General features: G+C 68.8%; 14 protein-coding genes and 1 pseudogene. 4 read left to right on the plus strand and 11 right to left on the minus strand.

Going from position 1 to position 16,034, the window contains the following annotated elements:
• Nucleotides 1–115 precede the first annotated feature (115 nt).
• Both ACJH6J_RS11940 and ACJH6J_RS11945 read right to left on the minus strand, forming a co-directional pair.
• Nucleotides 116–1,345, minus strand: coding sequence for a septum formation family protein (locus ACJH6J_RS11940; protein ID WP_406802141.1), 1,230 nt, complete (start codon nucleotides 1,343–1,345; stop codon nucleotides 116–118).
• A gap of 89 nt (nucleotides 1,346–1,434) precedes the next feature.
• Entirely contained in the window at nucleotides 1,435–3,594 is a 2,160-nt protein-coding gene (locus ACJH6J_RS11945) for an acyl-CoA dehydrogenase (protein ID WP_406774778.1), read from the minus strand.
• Between the two features lie 144 nt (nucleotides 3,595–3,738).
• On the opposite strand from ACJH6J_RS11945, the gene ACJH6J_RS11950 reads away from it, so the two are divergent.
• Nucleotides 3,739–4,962 carry an alpha/beta hydrolase fold domain-containing protein gene (locus ACJH6J_RS11950; RefSeq protein WP_406784922.1) on the plus strand — a complete coding sequence of 408 codons (1,224 nt, stop codon included), beginning with the start codon at nucleotides 3,739–3,741 and terminating at the stop codon, nucleotides 4,960–4,962.
• 47 nt (nucleotides 4,963–5,009) lie between these two features.
• Entirely contained in the window at nucleotides 5,010–6,428 is a 1,419-nt protein-coding gene (locus ACJH6J_RS11955) for a wax ester/triacylglycerol synthase family O-acyltransferase (protein ID WP_212807955.1), read from the plus strand.
• Nucleotides 6,429–6,447: 19 nt separating this feature from the next.
• Here ACJH6J_RS11955 and ACJH6J_RS11960 read toward each other — a convergent pair whose 3' ends face one another.
• The 4 genes from ACJH6J_RS11960 to ACJH6J_RS11975 all read right to left on the minus strand — a co-directional run bounded on the left by ACJH6J_RS11960 (nucleotide 6,448) and on the right by ACJH6J_RS11975 (nucleotide 10,648).
• A complete protein-coding gene (locus ACJH6J_RS11960) occupies nucleotides 6,448–6,813 on the minus strand; it encodes a hypothetical protein (RefSeq protein ID WP_212807956.1) in 366 nt (121 codons plus the stop codon).
• A 234-nt stretch (nucleotides 6,814–7,047) separates the two neighbouring features.
• Nucleotides 7,048–8,280, minus strand: coding sequence for an alpha/beta hydrolase (locus ACJH6J_RS11965; protein WP_212807957.1), 1,233 nt, complete (start codon nucleotides 8,278–8,280; stop codon nucleotides 7,048–7,050).
• Nucleotides 8,270–9,841 (minus strand): acyl-CoA ligase FadD12, encoded by a 1,572-nt coding sequence (gene fadD12 / locus ACJH6J_RS11970; protein WP_244872893.1) that lies wholly within the window; start codon nucleotides 9,839–9,841, stop codon nucleotides 8,270–8,272. The genes ACJH6J_RS11965 and fadD12 overlap by 11 nt, the downstream gene beginning before the upstream one ends.
• 54 nt (nucleotides 9,842–9,895) lie before the next feature.
• On the minus strand, nucleotides 9,896–10,648 hold the full coding sequence (locus ACJH6J_RS11975; protein WP_244872892.1) for a lysophospholipid acyltransferase family protein: 753 nt from the start codon (nucleotides 10,646–10,648) through the stop codon (nucleotides 9,896–9,898).
• A gap of 147 nt (nucleotides 10,649–10,795) precedes the next feature.
• Here ACJH6J_RS11975 and ACJH6J_RS11980 point away from each other — a divergent pair, with 147 nt between their 5' ends.
• Entirely contained in the window at nucleotides 10,796–11,581 is a 786-nt protein-coding gene (locus ACJH6J_RS11980) for a crotonase/enoyl-CoA hydratase family protein (RefSeq protein WP_212814458.1), read from the plus strand.
• Between the two features lie 30 nt (nucleotides 11,582–11,611).
• Here ACJH6J_RS11980 and ACJH6J_RS11985 read toward each other — a convergent pair whose 3' ends face one another.
• From ACJH6J_RS11985 to ACJH6J_RS12000, 4 genes and pseudogenes are all read right to left on the minus strand, one after another.
• Nucleotides 11,612–12,079: a hypothetical protein gene (locus ACJH6J_RS11985; RefSeq protein WP_318984790.1), complete on the minus strand. Its 468-nt coding sequence runs from the start codon at nucleotides 12,077–12,079 to the stop codon at nucleotides 11,612–11,614.
• 42 nt (nucleotides 12,080–12,121) lie between these two features.
• Nucleotides 12,122–12,607, minus strand: a complete 486-nt coding sequence (locus ACJH6J_RS11990; protein ID WP_406784923.1) for a hypothetical protein — start codon at nucleotides 12,605–12,607, stop codon at nucleotides 12,122–12,124.
• An 89-nt stretch (nucleotides 12,608–12,696) separates the two neighbouring features.
• Nucleotides 12,697–13,506, minus strand: a complete 810-nt coding sequence (locus tag ACJH6J_RS11995) for an acyl-CoA dehydrogenase family protein (protein WP_406784933.1) — start codon at nucleotides 13,504–13,506, stop codon at nucleotides 12,697–12,699.
• Nucleotides 13,507–13,710: 204 nt separating this feature from the next.
• Nucleotides 13,711–14,829, minus strand: a pseudogene (locus ACJH6J_RS12000) (acyl-CoA dehydrogenase family protein); the annotation flags it as partial.
• A gap of 58 nt (nucleotides 14,830–14,887) precedes the next feature.
• Between ACJH6J_RS12000 and ACJH6J_RS12005 the strand changes: the two are divergent.
• Entirely contained in the window at nucleotides 14,888–15,415 is a 528-nt protein-coding gene (locus tag ACJH6J_RS12005; protein ID WP_406784924.1) for a dihydrofolate reductase family protein, read from the plus strand.
• On the opposite strand, the gene ACJH6J_RS12010 is transcribed toward ACJH6J_RS12005, so the two are convergent.
• Nucleotides 15,412–15,987 (minus strand): TetR/AcrR family transcriptional regulator, encoded by a 576-nt coding sequence (locus tag ACJH6J_RS12010; RefSeq protein WP_406784934.1) that lies wholly within the window; start codon nucleotides 15,985–15,987, stop codon nucleotides 15,412–15,414. The genes ACJH6J_RS12005 and ACJH6J_RS12010 overlap by 4 nt on opposite strands.
• Nucleotides 15,988–16,034: the final 47 nt, after the last annotated feature.

The raw sequence follows: 16,034 nt of genomic DNA on the forward strand, positions 1-16,034 counted from the left end.
GCTTCGAATGCGGATACCCACTGGGCACGACAACCTCCCAAATCAATGGATGTTGTCTTGACCGTATGAATCTGCCGCGGATTTCTCGCCATCAAGTTCACGTTCGGCGCGCGCCTTACAGCGGCGGCGGCGCCCAGGGCAGGGTGATCGGGGCCAGACCCGGGATCTCGAGCACGTGCGACGGCGGTGCCGGCTCGGCGGGAGCTGCCGGCTCGGCCGGGGCCAGCGGCGGATGCGCCGGGTTGTCGACGGGCGAGGCCGGCGGCGCCGGCGGCACGGTCGTGTCGGTGACCGCCGGACTCGGTGCCTCGGCGGTATGGGTCACCGCCGACGAGGACGACGACGAGGACGACGACGAAGACGACGACGGCGCCACCGCTTCGGCACTCGGCGCGACCGCCGGAGCCGCGGCGGTGGTCGGGGTGTTGCTCGTCGGGGCGACGGTCGTGGCGGTGGTGACGGGCGCCTGTGCCACCGGGTGCGGGGCCACCGGAGCCGGTACCGCCGTCGCGCCGCCGGGGGCCTTGATGCTGCCGGTCATCGGCGCGGGTGTCCGCGGTGCCAGCGTGCAGAGCACCTGGTGGCTGCCGGCGGACCAGCTGGCCGGTCCGATGGGCCGGTGGTTGACGGTCAATGCGCTGGCGGACAAGGTCTTTGGTGCCAGATATGCGGCGGCCATCGTGAGGCAGGCGGGCCGCAGTACATCCTCCTGGTCGGCGTCCGAGGGCGGCGGGCCGTCGTGGAAGTGCGCGCCGAGATCGATGGGCCCGACGACCTCGACCGAGTGCGGCTCGGCGCAGTCCACGGGTACGAGGCCCGTCTGACCGCCCTTCATGTCGGCGCCCAGGCAGGTGCCCGGCGGCCACACCCGGGACTGGTCCTGCTCGGCGACCAGCCCGCGGAACGGCAGCTGCTCGCCATTCGGGCCGGGCAGCTGCAATCCGCACAAGGAGATGTGTGATCCGGAACCCTCGGCACCCACCGAGCGCAGCAGGCCGTACGCGAACCGGCCGTTGGGGTCGTAGCGCGGTCCGAGGTACCGGCGGCCCGACACGGCGCAGGATTCCTGGTCGCCGTCGCCCTGGACCGAGTTGACGACCTCGAACAGGTGCGGGCTGCTGCACTGGACGAAGGCGGGGCGCTGTGGCGGCTCCGGTTGCCAGGTCAGGCAGCTGCCGGCGTGCGCGCTGCGGAAGACGGCGTCGGTGTGGTCGGCTTCGGTCGCGCCGCCGGCGGACGGGCCGACAGCGGCCACGGTGACCACGCCGGCGATCAGCTGGGCGCACAGCAAAGCCGCTAGCAAAGCGCGGCGTGGCGCCCAGAACTTGACCGATAGCACACTCATCGGTGCCTAGCGTGACATATTCGGCCGATCTACGCAGCTTGGCGGATCGATCTCCACCGAGTCTCTACCGTCTCGTGACGGGCGGAGGACTACTTGAGCAAAGGGTCGCGGGGCAGTCCGAGAATGCGTTCGGCGATGGTGTTCCGGGTGATCTCCGAGGTACCGCCGGCAATGGTCATGGCGCGGTAGCCCAGGTAGGCCTGGGTGAGTGTGGGAGTTTGCCCGGTCACGGCCGCGGGACCGGCCAGCTTCATGCCCAGCTCCGTCTGCCGCTGCCCCTGCTCGGCGACGACCAGTTTGGTGACATTGCCCTCGGGTCCCGGACCGGTGCCGGCGATCGCGCGGCTGATCCGTCGCAGATTCAGCAGCCGCAGGGTGTGTCCCTCGGCGATCACCGCGCCGGCGCGGTCGCGCAGCCCGGCCGCCTGCTCCGGCGGTGCCGCGTCCAACAGGGCGACCAGGTCGTCCGCGCTGAAGCCGGATTGCGCGCCGGAGCCGCCGCCGATCGACAGGCGCTCGTTCCCCAGCGTCGCGCGCGCCACCAGCCAGCCCTTGTTGACGTCACCGATGACGTCGGCGTCCGGGACGAACACCTCGTCGAAGAACACCTCGTTGAAGTGGGCGTTGCCGGTCAGGCCCTTGAGGGGGTTGACGGTCACGCCGGGCGCCTTCATATCGATCGCCATCATCGTGACGCCGGCGTGCTTGGGAGCATCGGGATCGGTGCGCACCGTGGCCAGACCCCACTGGCAGTACTGGGCCAGGCTGGTCCATACCTTCTGGCCGGTCACCAGCCAGCCGCCGTCGACCTTCTTGGCGCTGGTGCGCACGGCGGCCGCGTCCGAGCCGGCCTCGGGCTCGGAGAACAGCTGGCACCACATGATCTCGCCGCGCAGCACCGGATACACCCAGCGCTCACGCTGGTCGTCGGTGCCGGCCTGGGCGATGGTCAGCGTCACCCAGCCGGTGATGCCGAGGTCGGGCCGCTCGACGTCACGGAACTCCTCCTCGATGGCCAACTGCTCCAGCACGCCCGCGTCCCGGCCCCACGGCTTGGGCCAGTGCGGCACCAGATAGCCGGAATCGACAAGGAAGTCCCGCTGCTCGTCCTCGGGCAGTGACCGCAGCGTGGCGACGGCATCGCGGGCGGCGGTGCGGTATTCGGCCGCTTCCTCGGGGAGGGCGAACGATGCGCCGTGGGCCCGGCCGGTGCGTTGTCCGTCGACCACATCGGCCAGCGGGTCGGCGCCGTCCGCGGTCAGCGCGGACAGCGTGAGGGCGCGGCGCAGATACAGGTGTGCGTCGTGTTCCCAGGTGAAGCCGATGCCGCCGTGCAGCTGAATGTTGTTCTCGGCGTTGAAGACCTGGCTGTGGATCGCCTGGGTGGCGGCCACCGCCGCGCCGAACCAGGCGTCGTCCAGATCGTCGGCGCGAGCCGCATCCCACGCTGCGGCGGTGGTGAGTTCGGCCGCCACCAGCATGTTGGCGGCGTGGTGCTTGACGGCCTGGAAGGTGCCGATGGTGCGGCCGAACTGCTCTCGCACCTTGGCGTATTCGACGGCCATTTCCAGTGCCGCCCAACTGATCCCGACGGCCTCGGCCGCGGCCAGGATGCGAAAAGCGGTGTGCGCCTTGGTCGCCGCATCGCGGATGACGGCGATCGCCTCGGCCTGGTCCAGCGTCACCGAGCCGATGCTGCGCGTGGTGTCCGCGCTGTCGAGCGGGGTGACGGTGACGCCGGTGGCCTGCGCGTCGACGACCACTACGTCGTCGCCGGCGACCAGGACCAGCAGCGCGGCATCGGGGGCGCCGAGCACCGTCGGGCTCTCGCCGAACACGGTGTGGGCAGTGCTGTGAACGTGGCCCGACAATCCCAGCGCGGCGACGGTGCTGCCATCGGCCAGCCCGGGCAGCAGCGCGGCACGCAACTCGTCCGTTCCGCACCGGTCGATGACGACGGCCGCGGCGACGGTCGGCAGGAACGGCCCGGGACACAGGTCGCGGCCTTGCGCCTCGAGTACCACCGCCAGCTCGGGCAACCCGAACCCGGACCCGCCGAACTCCTCGGGGATGGCCAGGCCCTGCCAGCCCAGATCCGCCGCGGCCGTCCAGAAACCGGCGGGATGCGACGGTCCGCCCTCGAGCGTGGCGCGGGCGGCGGCCCGGCTGCCGAGCCGGCGCAGCAGTCCCGTCGCCGAGTCCGCGAGGTCGTTGTGGTCGTCGGTGATCGCCAGCGCGGAGGTACCCATGGCTCGACTGTAAGCACGACGGTACGGCTTCGAATAGGTCCTGACCAGCTGTGATGCACTTCACAAATGAACAGTCGCCGAACTGTGACCGCGAATGTGCTGTGGCCCCGAAACCCCGTGGTCAGGCCGGTGTACGCTCGCGAAATGACGGCTCGACCGAACAATGATGTTCACAGCCCTTCCTTGGCCACCCGGCTGCGCTGGTTCATGGCTGCCAAGCCCTCCGATCACCTGTTGGCGATGGCCACGGCCGCCGCGTCGCTGCCCGTGATCGGCAAGAGCCTCGAGCCGCTCGGCGGCGCCACCGCGATGACCCTCTGGGGTATGCGGCACGTGCCCAGCTTCTGGGCGTCGACGTCGAAGGCTCTGTTCACTCCCAGCGTTGCCGAGATCCGCCGCGCCGAGCGCGACTGCACCAACGAGGTCGTTCGGGCCGCGCTGACGGGCGTCCTGCCCCCGGCCGAACTCGACATCGAGTGGCCGGCGCCGGAGCGCACGCCGCCGTTCTGGCGGGCACGCGAACACCGGCGCCAGGTGCACCGCACCTCGGTGCGCTACGGCGACAGCCCGTCGCAGCTGCTGGATGTCTGGCGCGCCGACGACCTGCCCGCCGAGCCGGCCCCGGTTCTGATCTACCTGCCCGGCGGGGCCTGGGTGCACGGCAGCCGGCTGCTGCAGGGCTACGCCCTGATGAGCCATCTGGCCCAGCAGGGCTGGGTCTGTCTGTCCATCGACTACCGCGTGGCCCCGAATCACCGTTGGCCGCAACACATCACCGACGTCAAGACCGCGATCGCCTGGGCCCGGGCCAACGTCGACAAGTTCGGCGGCGACCGCAATTTCATCGCGATCTCCGGCGGCTCGGCCGGTGGGCACCTCGCCGCGCTGGCCGGCCTGACCGCCAACGACCCCGAACTGCAGACCGAGCTGCCCGAGGGCGCCGACACCTCGGTCGACGCCGTCGTCGGTATCTACGGCCGATACGACTGGGAGGACCGGTCGACCAAGGAACGCGAGGAATTCGTCGACTTCCTGGAGCGCGTCGTGGTCCGGCGCCGCATCGACAAGCATCCCGAGATCTACCGGCAGGCTTCGCCGATCGCGCGCGTGCACCGCGACGCACCGCCGTTCCTGGTCATTCACGGCAGCGGCGACAGCGTCATTCCGGTGGCGCAGGCGCGGGACTTCGTACACGAGCTGCGCGCGGTGTCCGCTTCGACGGTCAGCTATATCGAATTGCCCGGTGCCGGACACGGTTTCGACATGACGGACGGTGCCCGCACGGGATCGATGGCCACTGCCATAGGGTTGTTCCTCGATGAGGTTCGCCGGAACCAGAACCAGCACTGCGTCGAAGAGGTCGTCTAGACCGATCGACCGGCCGAGGTTCTGACCCGAAGCGCAGGAGAGGTCGAGTGAAACGACTGAGTGGGTGGGACGCGTTCCTGCTGTATTCGGAAACGCCCAACGTGCACATGCACACCCTCAAGATTGCCGTCATCGACCTCGCCGGCCTGGGCGACCGCACGTTCGGCATCGACGAGTTCCGCCGCGTGCTCCGCGAACGCCTGCACAAGCTGGAGCCTTTCGGCTATCAACTCGTCGACATCCCGTTCAAGTTCCACCACCCCATGTGGCGGGAGCATGCCGAGGTCGACCTCGAGTATCACGTCCGGCCGTGGCGGGTGGCCGCCCCCGGTGGCCGCCGTGAACTCGACGAGGCGATCGGCGAAATCGCCAGTACCCCACTGGATCGCAGCCGTCCGCTGTGGGAGATGTACCTCGTCGAAGGCCTGGCCAACGGGCGGGTCGCCGTGGTCGGCAAGATCCATCACGCATTGGCCGACGGGGTGGCCTCGGCCAACCTGCTGGCGCTCGGCATGGACATCACCGAGGGTCCGCAGCGGGACAACGATCTGTACGTGACGGATCCGGCACCGTCGCGCGGCCAGCTCGTCCGGTCCGCGTTCGCGGATCACCTCCGGCAGATCGCGCGGTTCCCCGGCGTCGTGAAGTACACCGCCGACGGCATGGCGCGGGTACGCAAGAGCAGCCGCAAGCTGTCGCCCGAACTGACCCGGCCGTTCACGCCGCCCCCGAGCTTCATGAACCACGTCATCACACCCCAACGGCGTTTCGCCACAGCGACTTTGGCGCTCGCGGACGTCAAGGAGACCAGCAAGAAGCTCGGTGTCACCATCAACGACCTGGTGCTGGCGATGTCGTCGGGGGCGCTGCGCGAGCTGCTGCTGAAATACGACGGCAAGGCCGACCACGCGCTGCTGGCGTCGGTGCCGATGAGCTACGATTTTTCACCGGATCGTATCTCCGGCAACCGATTCAGTGGTGTGCTGATCGCGTTGCCCGTCGACGTCGACGATGCCGCGCAGCGCGTCCAGCAGGCCCGCGAGGCCGCCTTGCTGGCCAAGGAGAGTCATCAGCTGGTCGGCCCGGAGCTGGTCGCCCGGTGGGCGGCCTACATGCCGCCGGCGCCGATGGAATCGATGTTCCGCCGCCTGTCCAACAAGGACGGGCAGAACAAGGTGCTGAACCTCAACATCTCCAACGTGCCGGGGCCCCGCGAACGCGGCAAGGTCGGCGGCGCGACCGTCACCGAGATCTACTCTGTCGGACCGCTCACCGCGGGCAGCGGGCTGAACATCACGGTGTGGAGCTACGTCGACCAGCTCAACATCTCGGTGCTCGCCGACGGTGCCACCACCGACGATCCGCATGAGGTGACGGCCGGCATGGTCGCCGACTTCAAGCAGATCCGCAGGGCCGCAGGGCTTTCCGAGGAGCTGACGGTCGTCGAGACCGCCATGGCGCAGTAGATTTGCGCCCGGTGGTGCGTCAGTCCGCCGGGCGGTTGCGGAATCGTTTGTGGAGCACCTGGCGTGACACGCCCATGATCCGACCGATCTCGGCCCAGGTCCATCCGTTGGCGCGGGCCTGGCGGACGGCCTGCTCGTATTGCGTTTTGGCGCTGACGAGGTCGTCGCGAGCCTGAGCCAGCGCTCGTCGGCTGATGCCGCCGAATACATCCGCGGCTATTGGATCGGGTTCTGCGGGTTCGTCATCAAATGACCAATCGTCGTCGTCATCATCGACGTCAAGGCCATGTGCTTTTCGGAAGGCATCGCCGGCGGCATCGATCTCTTCGCGCGTCGGACGGCGTTGTTGTGGTTCCCACCAGGGCCGCTCGGTTGGGTAGGTCATGGCTGTACCTTCCGGGGTCGATCACTGGGGAAAGTATGTGCCGACGGACCGACACGTTTCGTGTGACCGAGACCGGTGCGACCCGTCTCCAAGTGTGTTCGGGCTGGGAGCCGTCACCTTGGGCTGACAGTGTCAACCCAAGGTGACGATGTCAGCCGTTGGTGACGGATCCAGATCGGACATGTCCATGACAGCGGCGCGGTCACGTACCGCGCCGGCCGGCCGGACCGCCCGCTAGCCGACACTCTCGGAGTCGGCGACCTTCGCCTTCTCCGCCCGCACCCACTCCAGGAACCGCGTGATCGCCTCGGCGGTGTAGCGGCCGTGCGCCGAGCCGAAGACGTCGAATGCGTGCTGCGCGTTGGGGATCTCGGCGTACGCCACCGGCGCCGGTGACTGCTCGCGCAGCGCTGCGACGAAGTCCCGTCCCTCCTGGACGTCGATCAACGTGTCGTTGGTGCCGTGCAGCACGAAGAACGGTGGCGCGTCGGGTCCGATCCGCTTGATGGGCGAAGCGTCGAGGAACACCTGCGAGTCGTTGGCGTACCGCTTCTTGATGATCAGCTGCTCGAGGGCACGCATCATCTCGGCGCGGCCGGGGCCTTCGAAGCCGAACCAGTCGTACCGGCCGTACACCGGGACTGCGGCCACCACCGAGGTGTCGGCATCTTCGAAACCGGGCTGCCACTGGGGATCTCCGGGAGTCAGGGCTGCGAGCGAGGACAGGTGACCGCCCGCCGAGCCGCCACTGATCGCGACGAAATCCGGATCGCCGCCGTACTCGGCGATGTGCTCCTTGACCCAGGCCAGGGCCTGCTTCACGTCGATGATGTGCGCCGGCCACTGATGTTTCGGGCTGACGCGGTAGCCGATGGACACGCAGATCCAGCCGCGGTCGGCCAGGGCGCCCATCAGTGGGTACGCCTGCGGCCGGCGATCGCCGAGCATCCAGCCACCACCCGGAACCTGAAGCAGCACAGGGGCTTTACCGTCACGCGGCAGGTCCGGGCGGCGCCAGATGTCGGCCAGGTTGGCGCGGTGCGGGCCGTACTTGACGGTGTCCTTGTTGTACTTGCGGCGCGACAGCATGGTGCGCCCGATGCCGGGCAGGCGCGGGACGCCGGGATCGGCCGGGTTGCGCGGACCGATCACGTCATCCAGCGGCTCCTCGAACGCGGGCCGCGAGCTCCGGCTGCGGGTGAGGATGTAACCCAGGATGGCCCAGGTGATCGCGTTGATGGCCAACGCGATTCGGCCGCTGGTGCCCGAGAAGGCGCCATGCCGGCCCCGGCGGATCGCGGACAGTATTGAGGAACTGAGCACGAAGCCGGCTGCTTCACTGGACGGCCAGCCGTACGCGAACGCGACGATGCCGGGGTTCCCGGACCGGGCCAGCGGGCTGGCCGCGTTGGTGGCGTTGACGAGACCGAGGACAGCCCGTAGCAGGGTCACCGTTTTACGCGCCATCGGCCAGCGCCTTCAGCTCGCGGCGGTCGATCTTGCCGGTACTGTTGCGCGGCAGCTCCGTGAGCACCGTGATCGACCGTGGCACTTTGTAATTGGCGAGGTTGTCGCGCACGTGCTGCTTGAGGACGTCCTCGGTGGCCGTTGCCCCGTCGGCCAGCACGACGAACGCGGCCAGGCGCTGGCCGTACTGCTCGTCGTCGACGCCCAGTACCGTGGCCTCGGCGACGTCCGGGTGGGTGGACAGCGTCTTCTCCACCTCGATGGGGTAGACGTTCTCGCCGCCCGACACGATCATCTCGTCGTCGCGGCCCACCACGAACAGGCGGCCCGCGGCATCGAGATAGCCGACGTCACCCGAGGACATGTAGTCCTGGTGGAAATCCTTTGTGGCGCCGGAGGTATAGCCGTCGAACTGGGTCGAGTTGCGCACGTAGATGGTGCCCACCTCGCCTGTCGGCAACTCGTTGAAGTCGGCGTCCAGGATCTTGATCTCGGTGCCCTCGGCCGGGCGGCCGGCGGTGTCGGGGGCGGCGCGCAGGTCGGCCGGCGTCGCGGTGGCGATCATGCCGGCCTCGGTGGCGTTGTAGTTGTTGTAGATGACGTCACCGAACTGGTCCATGAACGAGGTGACGACGTCGGGGCGCATCCGTGAGCCGGAGGCCGCGGCGAACCGCAGCGAGCGGCCGCTGTAGCGGTTGCGGATGTGGTCGGGCAGTTCCATGATGCGGTCGAACATCACTGGGACGACGCACAATCCGGTTGCCTGGTACTTGTCGACCAACGCCAGCGTGGCCTGTGGGTCGAACTTGCGGCGCGTGACGACGGTGCAGGCCATCGATGCCGCGAAAACCAGTTGCGAGAAGCCCCAGGCGTGGAACATCGGTGCGACGACGACGGTCGTCTCCTCCGTGCGCCACGGCGTCCGATCCAGGATGGCCTTCAGTGCGTCCAGCCCACCGCCGGAATGCTTGGCGCCCTTGGGAGTTCCGGTGGTTCCGGAGGTCAGCAGGATCACCCGGCTCTTCTCGCCGGTGCGTCGCGGCTGCAGCCCCAGGTGGTCGATGATGAGCGACTCGACGGTCAGCGGGTGGTCGTCGGTATCGGTCCACGCCACGATTCGCGTGGTGCCGGTCCGGCCCTCGAGCGCACGATCGACCGTCGCCGTGAACTCTTCGTCGTAGATGATGACGTCGACGTTCTCGCGGGCCACGACCTCGGCCATCGCCGGGCCGGCGAAGGAAGTGTTGAGCAGCAACACATCTGCGCCGATGCGGTTGGCCGCGATCAGGGAGTCGACGAAGCCGCGGTGGTTGCGTGCCATGATGCCCACGACCTTGGCCGAGGGCAGCGTCTGCAGGGCGGCGGCGAAGGCGTCGCCGCGCTTGTCGAGCTCACTGAAGGTCAGCGTGCCCAGCTCGTCGATGAGGCCGGGGCGGTTCCCGCAGCGTTGCGCGGAACTCGCGAAACCCGAAGTGACGCTCATGTTTTCGCGCGCCATGGCACCGGCGATCCGCACGTACTTGTCCGGGCGGAGCGGGGCGATGACACCGGCCCGCACCATGGTGTTGACCAGGCCCGCTGTCGCGGTCAGCTTGTCGGTGATTCCCACGGCCGGTCAGCCTATTACCGGGAAGCGGCGCTCTTCGGCGAGTTCGTCGAGAGCGTCCTGCATGACCTTGCGGACGTGCGCGTCGACGGCATCGACGTCGGGCTCATCGCCGGAGGCGAAGGCGATCGCCGTGGGATCGACGGGCGGCAGCACCTGCATGACGATCTTCGACGGAAGCGGCAGGTTCAGCGGCAGCACGGCGGACAGCCCGAACGGCAGCCCGATGGACAGCGGCACCACCTTGGCGCGCGCGGCGCGGGCGATGGGACCGAGCGCCTTGGCGATCTTCTCGCCGCGGGTCAGGAACAGCTGGGTCTCCTGGCCGCCGATGCCGACCATCGGCACGATCGGGACGCCGGCGTTGATCGCGGCCTTCACGTAACCCTTGCGGCCGTCGAAGTCGATCTTGTTGGCGTCGGTCGACGGCCGGTAGACGTCGTAGTCCCCGCCGGGGAACACGACGACGAGGCCGCCGGAGCGCAGTGCCTCGTCGGCGTTCTCGTGGCTCGCCAGGATGTAGCCGGTCTTCTTGAAGAAGTCCGCGGTCGGGCCGACCATCAGCATGGCGTGGCTGAGAGTGTAGACGGGGCGGTCGTAGCCGTATTTCTCGTAGAAGTGCGACGAGAAGATCGGCACGTCCATGGGCAGCATGCCGCCCGAGTGGTTGCTCACCACCAGTGCGCCGCCGAGGGGAATGTTCTCCAATCCGCGGACCTCGGATCGGTGATAGACCTTCAGCAGCGGTCGGAGAATCCCCATGACCTTCTCGGTCAGCTCCGGGTCGAATTTGGTGATTTCGGGCAGCTTGGCCACGGTTTCTCCTCTGACTGCGGCAAAAACTAGAACATGTTCTAATTTTCGATTATTCACTGGTTGACCGCCGGACGCCAATCCCCTGTGGCTAGCATCACCGTCGTGACCGAAGAAGCCACCAGCGAAGATGCTGTCCTCGTCGAACAGCGCGACCGCATACTGATCATCACCATCAATCGGCCCCAGGCCAAGAACGCTGTCAACTCAGCGGTCAGCAAGGGCCTGGCCGCCGCCGCGGACCGCCTCGACGAAGACCCGGGACTGTCCGTCGCGGTGCTGACGGGAGCCGGCGGCTCGTTCTGTGCGGGCATGGATCTGAAGGCCTTCGCCAAAGGCGAGAACATCCTCTCGGATCGCGGCCTCGGCTTCACCCAGCGTCCGCCGGCCAAGCCGCTGATCGCTGCTGTCGAGGGCTACGCCCTGGCGGGTGGCACCGAGCTGGCGCTGTCGGCCGACCTGATCGTCGCGTCCAACGCGGCGGCCTTCGGCATCCCCGAGGTCAAGCGCGGCCTGGTCGCCGGCGCCGGCGGGTTGCTGCGGCTGCCGCAGCGCATCCCGTACGCCATCGCGATGGAACTCGCCCTCACCGGTGACAACCTGACCGCGACGCGGGCGCACGAACTGGGCCTGGTCAACGAGCTGACCGAGCCCGGTGGCGCACTCGATGCCGCGCTCGCGCTGGCTGAGCGGATCACCGCGAACGGGCCGCTCGCGGTCGCCGCGACCAAGCGCATCATCGTCGAGTCGTCCGACTGGTCCGACGCCGAGAAGTGGGAGAAGCAGGGCGCCATTCTGGGGCCGGTCTTCATGTCGAAGGATGCGCGCGAGGGCGCGGTGGCCTTCGCCGAAAAGCGCGCGCCGCAGTGGACCGGTAGCTGAGGCTGCCGACCATCGGCTCAGCCGATGCTGCTACCTCGGTTTCTTTTCCGGCTGCTGCACGGGGCACTGCTGCTCAACCCAGTTGTTGAGCGTGCGGCTGAACTGGCTGCGGTCGGGATCGCTGCTGTGCAGGCCGTTGGTCTTGACGAAATGCGTCACGGCGGCCTGCACATCGGCCGGCGGGTGGAAACCGTTGATGGTGTCCCCGGCTGCCTTCGAGTCCTCGGGGGACGCGCCGGACATCAGGTTCACCACCGCGCCGGTGAGTTGCAGGCACGTCCCGCCGTCGAGCTGACGGCTGGTGGGTGACGGCGGCGCTTCCGCCGCGGGCGTGCTCGGGGCGGCCGAGGAACTCTGCGCCGGAGCGCTCGACGTCGAGGAGGTCGGCTGCGCCGGCTGCTTGTCACCCGAACATCCGGCCAGCAGCAGGGCGGCTGCCAGCACGGCGGTCTGACCGCCGATGAGTCGCCGCGACGTCATGTTCTCCCGGTAGCGCATGTGTTTGTTCTACCGGGAGACGGCTGTCGTCGGCCAGTGGGGTCAGACCGAGGCGACGAAGTCGCTGCTGTAGAACTCGGCCGGGCTCTGCGAATGCGGCTGGGGCAGATCGACCGCGACCCAGACGCCGGTGGTGCCGGGGGCGACGGGCAGCTGGACGGTGGCGCTGCCGTTGCCCCAGCCGTCGGTGCTCAGCGGGGCGGTGCCGATGCTCGGGTCGCCCGGCAGGCAGCCGAGGGTGGCATGCGGTGCCGGGATCACGCGGACCGTGTACTGCGCGTTGCGCGCGCCGTCGAGCATCTCGATGTGGGCGGTGGCGGTGCGCCCATCGGAGGTGATCTCCGCCGTCGGGACTGCCGGGAAGCGGAACTTCATGTAGTTGATCGGCTGCCGATCGCAGGTGTAGGCCCGCGACATCAGGGTCTGACGGGCCGTGCCGGCGGCCTGGGCGGGCGCCGCGACGACGGTCGCGGCGGGCAGGGCGGCACAGACGGCCAACGCGGCGAAAGCGCCACTCTTCTTGGACATGTGTCGAGTTTTTACCGAGACCGCCGGTAGCGCAGTGGTGGCCGTCACAAGCGGACGGAACGCACTTTCCGCGCGGATATTGACTTAGGTCACAACGGGTTTCCGGTGCGGCCCACCGTCACATCCCAGGCGTCCGTCGTCGCCGTGCGGTCGGCCAGTCTCCGGGCGTGCCGACCGGTGCTACCGAACTCATCGGCCCAACTGCGAGCGCGCAGGGTGGCGCGCCACAGCGGATGTTCCGCCGTGGTGCCGATGGCGCCGTGCAGCTGATGGGCGATGGTCGTCACCGGGGCGACGGCCCGGCCGACGGCGACCTTGGCCACCGTGGTGGCGTAGGCGGTGCGGTCGTCGCCGAAGCCGTACCGAGCGGCGGCGGTGATCGCCAGAACGGTTGCCGCTCTGGCGCGCTCGATCTCCCCGAGCATCGTGGCCAGCGAGTGTTGCACGGCCTGGAACGCCGCGAGCGGGCGGCCGAACTGTATGCGCGTCTCGGTATGCGCGACGGTCAGTTGTGCGGCCGCATCGAAGGCGCCGACGATCTGCACGCAGCGACACCAGGCGCCGCGGATGGTCAGCTCGTCGGCGACCGCGAGTGGAAGCTGGACGACATCGGCTGCCGCGGTGTCGAATTCGACGATGGCGCGGAGCTCGCCGGCGAGATTGTGTCCGTCGTCGACGAGTGTCGGTGCGTCGCGCAGCGCGACGTACAGGGCGTCGGCACCTCGGGTGGCCACCACGACGGGCCCGCATTGTGGCCAGGTGGCGACGCCGTCCACCGCCAGTGTGAGCGGCCCCGATTCCGGTATCGGCAGTCCGGCTTCGGCGGCCAACCATGTTGCCAGCACGTCGGTTTCGGCGATCGGTACCGCGGCCCCGTGGCGGGCCAGAGCGCCCAGCACTACGGCCGTGGCGGCGGGCCCGGCGTCGGCGTCACTGCTCAGCCGGGTCAGCCCTGAACCCTCGGCGGTGCGCCACAACGCGTCGTCGAACGTCAGCGGCAATGCCCGCGCGGGCGCGGCCGTCCGGCCGATCTGCTCGGCCAGTTCGCGCAATTCCGCATACTCGTCCGAATGCTGTTCGGCAGCAACCTGTTTGGTCCAGTTCTTGGCGACGATGCCGCGCAGGACCTCATTCGTGCCGCCGCGCAGCGTGAACAGCGGTGCGTGCACGCGGGCGGTGTCCAGCATCGTCTGCAGCCGCCGGCGGTCGGGGCCCTCGTACTGGTCCAGCAGCTCCGCGGCGATCTCGACGGAATCCTGTTCGAAGCGGGTGCCGAGGTCCTTCACCAGTGCGGCGGACACCGCGGCGTCCTGGCCGGCCGTCAGCGCCCTGGCGACCGATATCGAGAGTTGGCGCACCGAGATCATCCGTGCCATCAGGTCGCCGACGTCGGCGCGGGGTTCGTCCCGTAGTGCCTCGACGAGGGCGAAAAGCAGTGTGGCCGTGGACAGGAAGCGCTCCGGCCCGCTGCGCTCGAAACCCAGTTCGGAGGTCACCTGATGCCAGCCGGCACCGACCGTGCCCAGCAGGTCGGCGTCGGTCAGCGCGACGTCGTCGAACAGCACCTCGTTGAAATGGTGCTCACCGTTCATCTGGACGATGGGCTCGATGGTGACGCCCGGAGCGTCGGTGGGGACGATGAACTGACTGAACCCCGCGTGCCGATGTTTCGGGTCCAGGGGGCTGGTGCGGGCGAGCACCACGATCTGGTGGGCCAGATGCGCACCGCTGGTCCAGACCTTGCTGCCGCTCAGCAGCCAGCCGCCGTCGGTGCGGGTGGCCCTGGTGGTGACGGCGGCCAGGTCGGAACCCGCCTCGTGCTCACTCATGCCGATGGCCGAATACAAAGTGCCGGAAGCTATTCGGGGTAGGAGCCGGCGCCGTTGCTCCTCGCTGCCGTAGCTCAGGAGGGCGGGCGCCACCTGTCGGTCGGCGATCCAGTGCGCGGCCACCGGGGCGCCGTGGGCCAGGAGTTCCTCGGTGACGACGTACCGGTGCATGTGGCTGCGCCCGCGGCCGCCGTACTCGACGGGGATCGTCAGCCCGACGAAGCCGGCCGCCGCCAGCCGCTTGCTGAAGTCGGCGTCCCACTTCGACAGCCAGCAGTCGACACCGGGCTGCCAGCCGAACTGCGCCGCGTCCTCGGCCAGGAACCGGCGCACGTCGTTGCGCAGTTCCGCCAGGTCACCGTCGTCGGCGCGGAGCGCGTCGAAATCGTCCATCGGGCAACAGTAATCATGGCGCCGCAGATTGTCGGTGGGTCACGGCATACTCGGCGAGATGGCGACCATCTACTACACCGCATCCAGCTTGGACGGCTTCATCGTCGATTCCGCGGGCAGCCTGGACTGGCTGCTCTCGCGTGACATCGACGTCGAAGGGCCGTTCGGCTACAAGGCGTTCGAGAAGTCCGTCGGTGCCCTCGTCCTGGGGTCGACGACGTACCAGTGGGTCGTCGAGCACGAGCCGGGCGACTGGCCGTACCCCCAGCCGACGTGGGTGCTCACGTCCCGGCCCGGCATCGTCGTCGACGGCCATCCGGTGCAGGCGGTGAGCGGTGATGTGGCGCAACTGCATCCGACGCTGGTCGAGGCGGCGGGCGACCGCGACGTGTGGATCCTCGGAGGCGGGGACGTTGCGGCGCAGTTCGTGACGGCCGGCCTGGTCGATGAACTGGTGGTGTCGTACGCGCCGTGCTCGCTGGGCGAGGGCGCGCCGGTGCTGCCGGTGCGCTCGGAGTGGCGGCTGGTGGAATCCGCCGTCAACAGGGACTTCGTGTGTGCGCGCTGGGCTCGCGCGGAAGGCTAACTGCCGGCGGTCGGCAGGCCGTTGTTCTTGACGAAAGCCTTTGCCTTGATCAGGAATTCGAGCTGAGTGGCAACATCGTGCAACGGCTCGACGCTGCGTGACGAGCGGCTCAGGATCACGGCGCCCTCGAGCGCGGCCAGGCAGGTGACGGCCAGGGTTGACGCGTCGGTGTCGCTGAAGCCTTCGGCGGCGAAGGCGTGTCCGAGCGCGGTGCGCCACCGGTCGAAGATCTCGGCGGCGATGGGGGTCAGGGTCGGCGCTTCGTCGCCCGACCCGACCGCCGCGGCGACCACCGGACACCCGGCGGTGAAGTCACTGTCGGCGAGGATGCGATCCCAGAACGTGACGAATCCGCGGACGAGGGCGATGCCGCCGTAGGCGGCGGAACCGTCGATATGGGCGGCAATCGCATCGCCGGCGAACTGCAGGGCCTCGATCAGCAGCTGGCTGCGGCCCTCGGGAAAGTGATGGTAGACCGAGCCGCGCGGGGCACCGCTACGGACCAGCACCTCGTCGATGGTCAGGCCCGCGGCGCCGCGTTCACGTAGCACGGCGGCGGCACTGCGCACCATCCGTTCCCGCGTGGCGCCCCGCTTGTTGACCGTCTTGGTGACGGGCT

It is taken from the genome of Mycobacterium sp. SMC-18 (assembly GCF_045310895.1).
Classification (GTDB): domain Bacteria; phylum Actinomycetota; class Actinomycetes; order Mycobacteriales; family Mycobacteriaceae; genus Mycobacterium.